Consider the following 7,359-nt stretch of genomic DNA (forward strand, 5'->3'; position numbering starts at 1 on the left):
GTTAGCCAGGATTGTCCTGGGCAGGATTGCGGAGAAAACAGATGAGCGCGCTCTATATGATTGTCGGCACCCTGGTTGCATTGGGGGTGTTGGTCACTTTTCACGAATTCGGTCATTTCTGGGTCGCGCGGCGCTGTGGCGTCAAGGTTCTGCGTTTTTCCGTCGGTTTCGGCATGCCGCTGCTGCGCTGGCATGACAAAAAGGGCACCGAATTCGTTGTGGCAGCCATTCCGCTGGGCGGCTACGTGAAGATGCTCGACGAGCGCGAAGGTGAAGTGCCGGCCGATCAGGTCGACCAATCCTTCAATCGCAAGACCGTCCGTCAGCGTATTGCCATCGTGGCGGCGGGGCCGATAGCCAACTTTTTGCTGGCCATGGTTTTTTTCTGGGCCCTGGCCATGCTGGGCAGCGAGCAGGTGCGTCCGGTCATCGGTGGGGTGGAGGCCGGCAGCGTCGCCGCCCGTGCCGGGCTGGGTGTCGGGCAGGAAATCGTTGCCATCGATGGGGAGCCGACATCGGGCTGGGCGGCGGTCAACCTGCAACTGGTGCGTCGCCTGGGTGAGAGCGGTTCGTTGCAATTGATGGTGCGCGAGCAGGGTTCCACGGTGGATTCGCCTCGCGAACTGATCCTGGACAACTGGCTCAAGGGCGCCGACGAGCCGGATCCGATCCGTTCCCTGGGGATCAAGCCATGGCGTCCGGCCTTGCCGCCGATACTCGCCGAACTCGACCCGAAAGGCCCGGCCCAGGCTGCAGGCCTGAAGACCGGTGATCGGCTGCTGGCGCTCGATGGCCTGCCGGTCAGTGACTGGCAGCAGGTGGTCGATTCGGTTCGTGTACGTCCGGATAGCAAGATAGTGCTGCGCGTCGAGCGCGATGGTGCGCCGATCGACGTCCCGGTAACCCTGGGCGCCCGTGGCGAGAGCAAGGCGCCGACCGGCTATCTGGGTGCCGGCGTCAAGGCTGTCGACTGGCCGCCGGAAATGATCCGCGAGGTCAGTTTCGGCCCTTTGGCGGCGATTGGCGAGGGCGCGCGTCGTACCTGGACCATGAGCATCCTGACCCTCGATTCGCTCAAGAAAATGTTGTTCGGCGAGCTCTCGGTAAAAAACTTGAGTGGACCGATAACCATTGCTAAAGTGGCGGGCGCTTCTGCCCAGTCGGGCGTCGCTGATTTCCTGAATTTCCTTGCTTATCTGAGCATTAGCCTGGGGGTTCTGAATTTGCTGCCCATTCCGGTACTGGATGGGGGGCATTTGTTGTTTTATCTGATCGAGTGGGCGCGTGGTCGTCCCTTGTCGGATAGGGTGCAAGGTTGGGGGATACAGATCGGTATCAGCTTGGTGGTCGGGGTAATGTTGCTTGCCTTGGTCAACGATCTGGGTCGTCTGTAACGCTTCGCTGAATTGCGAATCTGCCGCATTTTGCGGCAGTTTGTTTATTGCCAGTTGGAATAAGAAAGGACTTCATGAAACGTCTGCTGCTAACTGCGGTTCTCACCGTATTGATGATCGCCGAAGTTCACGCCGAGTCCTTCACTATCTCTGATATTCGCGTCAATGGCCTCCAGCGGGTCTCCGCGGGTAGTGTCTTTGGTGCCTTGCCGTTAAACGTCGGCGAGCAGGCGGATGATCGGCGTCTGGTGGAATCCACTCGCGCGCTGTTCAAAACCGGCTTCTTTCAGGATATCCAGCTGGGTCGTGATGGCAATGTACTGGTCATCACGGTAGTTGAGCGTCCATCGGTTGCCAGTATCGAGATCGAAGGCAACAAGGCGATCTCCACTGAAGACCTGATGAAGGGCCTCAAACAGTCCGGCCTGGCCGAAGGCGAGATCTTCCAGCGCGCCACCCTCGAAGGTGTTCGTAACGAGCTGCAACGCCAGTACGTTGCCCAGGGCCGTTACTCGGCCACCGTCGACACCGAAGTGGTGCCGCAGCCGCGCAACCGCGTAGGCCTGAAGGTCAACATCAATGAAGGCACCGTGGCGGCGATCCAGCACATCAACGTGGTGGGCAACACCGTTTTCCCTGATGAAGACCTGATCGACCTGTTCGAACTCAAGACCACCAACTGGCTGTCGTTCTTCAAGAACGACGACAAGTACGCCCGTGAAAAGCTCTCCGGTGACCTGGAACGTCTGCGTTCCTACTACCTGGACCGCGGCTACATCAACATGGACATCGCTTCGACCCAGGTGTCCATCACCCCGGACAAGAAGCACGTCTACATCACCGTGAACGTCAACGAAGGCGACAAGTACACCGTTCGTGACGTCAAGCTCAGCGGCGACCTGAAGGTGCCGGAAGACCAGGTCACCTCGTTGCTGCTGGTGCAGAAGGGGCAGGTGTTCTCGCGCAAGCTGATGACCACCACTTCCGAACTGATCACCCGTCGTCTGGGTAACGAGGGCTACACCTTCGCCAACGTCAACGGCGTGCCGCAACCGCACGATGAAGACCATACCGTCGACATCACCTTCGCCGTGGATCCGGGCAAGCGCGCCTACGTCAACCGCATCAACTTCCGTGGCAACACCAAGTCCGAAGACGAAGTGCTGCGCCGTGAAATGCGCCAGATGGAAGGTGGCTGGGCGTCGACCTACCTGATCGACCAGTCCAAGACCCGTCTGGAGCGCCTGGGCTTCTTCAAGGAAGTCAACGTCGAGACGCCGGCAGTACCGGGCGTCGATGACCAGGTCGATGTGAACTACAGCGTTGAAGAGCAGGCGTCCGGCTCGATCACCGCCAGCGTCGGTTTCGCCCAGAGCGCCGGCCTGATCCTCGGTGGTTCGATCACCCAGAACAACTTCCTGGGTACCGGTAACCGGGTCAGCGTTGGCTTGACCCGCAGCGAATACCAGACCCGCTACAACTTCGGTTTTGTCGACCCCTACTGGACTGCAGACGGTGTGAGCCTGGGCTACAACGCCTTCTATCGCACCACTGACTATGACGAGCTCGACTCCGACATCTCCAGCTATGCCGTGGACAGCCTGGGTGCAGGCGTCAACGTGGGTTATCCAATCAGCGAGACTTCGCGTCTGACGTTCGGTCTCACCGCCCAGCAGGACGAGATCAGCACCGGGCGTTATACCGTTGACGAGATTTTTGACTTCGTTGAAAAGGAAGGCGACAAGTACCTGAACTTCAAGGCGTCTGTCGGTTGGTCCGAATCGACCCTGAACAAAGGTGTGCTGGCGACCCGTGGTCGTTCCCAGAGCCTGGTATTGGAAACTACCACCCCTGGCAGCGACCTCTCGTTCTTCAAGCTCGACTATCGTGGCCAACTGTTCCAGCCGCTGTCTGATAATTACACCATGCGCCTGCACACTGAGCTGGGTTATGGCGACGGTTATGGTTCCACCGACGGCTTGCCGTTCTACGAGAACTACTATGCTGGTGGTTTCAACTCGGTCCGTGGCTTCAAGGACAGTACCCTTGGCCCGCGCAGTACGCCGAGCCGGGGCACCAACCCGGGAACCATACGTGATCCGGACCAGGATCCGCTGCCGTTCGGTGGTAATGTCCTGATCCAGGGCGGTGTCGAGCTGTTGTTCCCGATGCCGTTCGTCAAGGATCAGCGCTCCTTGCGTACCTCGGTATTCTGGGACGTGGGTAACGTATTCGACTCTTCGTGCGAGGACACCACCAACGCCGACGGCACCAGGTCCAATACCAAGTGCAACGACATCAGCCTGAGCAACATGGCAAGTTCCGTGGGCGTGGGTGTGACCTGGGTCACCGCGCTCGGTCCTTTGAGCTTCGCCCTGGCGATGCCGATCAAGAAACCGGATGACGCTGAAACCCAAGTGTTCCAATTCTCCCTCGGCCAGACGTTTTAAGCGTCTGACCCAAGATAACGACAATGGATTTTGTAGGAGTACATCGTGCGTAAGTTGACTCAATTGGTTCTCCTGGCGACCTTGATGGTCGCAGGTCCGGCTTTTGCCGACATGAAGATTGCCGTACTGAACTATCAGATGGCCCTGCTGGAATCCGACGCGGCGAAGAAATACGCCGTGGATGCCGAGAAGAAGTTCGGCCCGCAGCTGACCAAGCTCAAGAGCCTGGAGAGCAGCGCCAAGGGTATCCAGGATCGTCTGGTTTCCGGTGGCGACAAAATGGCCCAGGGCGAGCGTGAGCGTCTGGAGCTCGAGTTCAAGCAAAAGGCCCGTGACTTCCAGTTCCAGTCCAAGGAACTGAACGAAGCGAAAGCCGTTGCCGACCGCGAGATGCTCAAGCAGCTCAAGCCAAAGCTTGACCGGGCGGTGGAAGAAGTCATCAAGAAAGGTGGTTTTGACCTGGTGTTCGAGCGTGGTGCAGTGATTGACGTCAAACCCCAGTACGACATCACGCGCCAGGTTATCGAGCGCATGAATCAGCTGAAGTAATCCATGACAGCGACTATCAAGCTCGGCCAACTGGCTGAGTTCCTCGGCGCCACCCTGCGTGGCGACCCGGAGAAGGTCATCACTGGGCTAGCCACTTTGCAAGAGGCTGGCCCAGCTCAGTTGAGCTTCCTGGCAAATCCTCAATATCGCAAATACCTGGCCGACAGCCGGGCCGCAGCGCTGTTGCTCAAGCCTGCCGATGCTGACGGGTTCGCGGGCGATGCGCTGATCGTGCCGGATCCCTATCTGGCGTATGCGCGGATTTCCCACCTGTTCGACCCCAAGCCCAAGTCGGCCCCCGGCATTCATCCCAGCGCGGTCATCGCGGCGGATGCGGTGGTTGATCCCACGGCCAGCATCGGTCCTTTTGTCGTCATTGAAAGCGCCGCCCGGGTCGGCCCGGGCGTCACGCTGGGCGCCCATTGCTTCATCGGTGCGCGCTGCGAGATCGGTGAGGGTGGCTGGCTTGCTCCGCGGGTCACGTTGTATCACGACGTGCGTATCGGAAAGCGGGTGGTGATCCAGTCGGGTGCGGTACTGGGCGGTGAAGGTTTCGGTTTTGCCAAGGAGAAGGGGATCTGGCAAAAGATCGCCCAGATCGGCGGCGTGACCATCGGTGATGACGTGGAAATCGGTGTCAACACCGCGATCGACCGGGGTGCCCTGTCTGATACGGTCATCGGCAATGGCGTCAAGCTCGACAACCAGATTCAGATCGCCCACAACGTCCAGGTCGGTGATCACACCGCCATGGCCGCCTGCGTAGGCATTTCCGGCAGCACCCGGATCGGCAAGCATTGCATGCTCGCCGGTGGCGTGGGGCTGGTGGGGCACATTGATATTTGTGACAACGTATTCCTCACCGGAATGACCATGGTGACCCATTCGATCACCGAGCCGGGTGCTTATTCTTCCGGCACGGCGATGCAACCGGCGGCCGAATGGCGCAAGAGCGCGGCCCGAATCCGCCAGCTCGATGACATCGCGCGGCGTTTGCGTCAGTTGGAAAAGCGTGTAGGGGACGTGACCCCTGACGGTAATGCTTCATCAGATGGCTGATACCATTTCCATATCAAGTGTGCACAGCCGCTAGACTGCCTCCTTGATTTGCTAGAGGGGCGCGCGTCGATCGTGCGCTTCCAATCTTTACATAGGCTTCCCCCCGAAATGATGGACATCAACGAGATTCGCGAATACCTGCCTCACCGTTACCCGTTCCTGCTGGTGGACCGGGTGGTGGAACTTGACGTTGAAGGCAAGCGGATTCGCGCCTACAAGAATGTCAGCATCAACGAACCGTTCTTCAATGGTCACTTTCCCGCGCATCCAATCATGCCCGGCGTGCTGATCATCGAGGCAATGGCTCAGGCTGCCGGGATCCTTGGTTTCAAAATGCTCGACGTGAAGCCTGCCGACGGCACGCTTTACTACTTCGTGGGCTCCGACAAGCTGCGTTTTCGCCAGCCGGTCACCCCGGGCGATCAGCTGATCCTCGAAGCCACATTCATCAGTTGCAAGCGCCAGATCTGGAAGTTCGAATGCCAGGCTTCGGTCGACGGCAAGCCAGTCTGCTCCGCTGAAATCATCTGTGCGGAACGCAAACTATGAGTTTGATTGACCCTCGCGCAATCATCGATCCGGCGGCAGTCCTGGCCGCCGATGTCGAGGTCGGCCCATGGTCGATCATCGGCCCAGGTGTGGAAATCGGCGAGGGTACGGTGATCGGGCCCCATGTAGTTCTCAAGGGTCCGACCCGGATCGGTCGGCACAACCGCATCTACCAGTTTTCTTCGGTAGGCGAGGACACGCCCGATCTCAAGTACAAAGGTGAAGAAACCCGGCTGGTCATTGGCGATCACAACGTGATCCGCGAAGGCGTGACGATTCACCGTGGCACCGTTCAGGATCGTTCCGAAACGACTCTGGGCAACCATAACCTGATCATGGCCTACGCCCATATCGGTCATGACAGCGTCATTGGCAACCATTGCATCCTGGTCAACAACACCGCGTTGGCTGGCCACGTGCATGTGGACGACTGGGCGATCCTGTCCGGTTTCACCTTGGTCCATCAATATTGTCATATCGGCGCCCACAGCTTCTCGGGCATGGGCACCGCCATCGGCAAGGACGTACCGGCCTATGTCACTGTGTTCGGTAACCCGGCCGAAGCCCGCAGTATGAATTTCGAAGGCATGCGCCGTCGTGGTTTCAGCGAAGAGGCGATCACGGCATTGCGGCGCGCCTACAAGGTTGTGTACCGCCAGGGGTTGACCGTCGAACAGGCCCTTGTCGAGCTGGCCGAGGCTTCGGCGCAGTTCCCGGAAGTCGCGATATTCCGTGACTCCATCCAGTCCTCGACTCGCGGCATCACTCGCTAACCATGGCTAACTTGCGTATAGCACTGGTGGCGGGAGAGGCTTCCGGTGACATTCTGGGTGCCGGTCTGATGCGTGCGCTCAAGGCGCAGCACCCAGCAGTGGAGTTCATCGGTGTCGGTGGCCCCTTGATGCAGGCCGAAGGGCTGGCGTCATATTTCCCCATGGAACGCCTGTCGGTGATGGGGCTGGTTGAGGTGCTCGGACGTCTGCGCGAACTGCTGGCTCGCCGCAAGAAGCTGATCGCGACCCTGATCGACGAAAGACCGGATGTGTTCATCGGCATCGATGCGCCGGATTTCACTCTCAATATCGAACTCAAGTTGCGTCAGGCCGGTATCAAGACGGTGCACTACGTCAGCCCCTCGGTCTGGGCCTGGCGGCAGAAGCGCGTGTTGAAAATCCGCGAAGGCTGCGACCTGATGCTCACGCTGCTGCCGTTCGAAGCCCGATTCTACGAAGAGAAGGGCGTGCCGGTACGGTTTGTCGGCCATACCCTGGCCGATACCATTCCCCTGCAAGCGGATCGTGACGCGGCGCGTCAGACGTTGGGCCTGCCCGACGGCCCGCTGGTGGCCTTGATGCCCG

The 7,359-nt window shown here is 59.3% G+C and carries 7 protein-coding genes; all 7 read left to right on the top strand.

Annotation, left to right across the window (positions count from 1 at the left end):
• Positions 1 to 41 precede the first annotated feature (41 nt).
• On the top strand, positions 42 to 1,394 hold the full coding sequence (rseP, locus tag GSM73_RS04065) for an RIP metalloprotease RseP (protein WP_076386185.1): 1,353 nt from the start codon (positions 42 to 44) through the stop codon (positions 1,392 to 1,394).
• Positions 1,395 to 1,468: 74 nt separating this feature from the next.
• Complete coding sequence (gene bamA, locus GSM73_RS04070; protein WP_047227566.1) at positions 1,469 to 3,844, top strand: outer membrane protein assembly factor BamA; 2,376 nt, start codon at positions 1,469 to 1,471, stop codon at positions 3,842 to 3,844.
• A 45-nt stretch (positions 3,845 to 3,889) separates the two neighbouring features.
• Positions 3,890 to 4,393: an OmpH family outer membrane protein gene (locus GSM73_RS04075; RefSeq protein WP_047227567.1), complete on the top strand. Its 504-nt coding sequence runs from the start codon at positions 3,890 to 3,892 to the stop codon at positions 4,391 to 4,393.
• Positions 4,394 to 4,396: 3 nt separating this feature from the next.
• Complete coding sequence (gene lpxD, locus GSM73_RS04080; protein WP_047227568.1) at positions 4,397 to 5,452, top strand: UDP-3-O-(3-hydroxymyristoyl)glucosamine N-acyltransferase; 1,056 nt, start codon at positions 4,397 to 4,399, stop codon at positions 5,450 to 5,452.
• A gap of 108 nt (positions 5,453 to 5,560) precedes the next feature.
• Positions 5,561 to 6,001, top strand: coding sequence for a 3-hydroxyacyl-ACP dehydratase FabZ (gene fabZ, locus GSM73_RS04085; protein WP_047227569.1), 441 nt, complete (start codon positions 5,561 to 5,563; stop codon positions 5,999 to 6,001).
• Positions 5,998 to 6,774, top strand: coding sequence for an acyl-ACP--UDP-N-acetylglucosamine O-acyltransferase (lpxA, locus tag GSM73_RS04090; protein WP_047227570.1), 777 nt, complete (start codon positions 5,998 to 6,000; stop codon positions 6,772 to 6,774). The genes fabZ and lpxA overlap by 4 nt, the downstream gene beginning before the upstream one ends.
• Before the next feature lie 2 nt (positions 6,775 to 6,776).
• Positions 6,777 to 7,359 (top strand): lipid-A-disaccharide synthase (gene lpxB, locus GSM73_RS26860; RefSeq protein ID WP_256676700.1); only part of this gene is annotated, 583 nt, incomplete at its 3' end.

The sequence above is a fragment of the Pseudomonas sp. PICF6 genome (genome assembly GCF_009831705.1).
GTDB lineage: Bacteria > Pseudomonadota > Gammaproteobacteria > Pseudomonadales > Pseudomonadaceae > Aquipseudomonas > Aquipseudomonas rhizophila.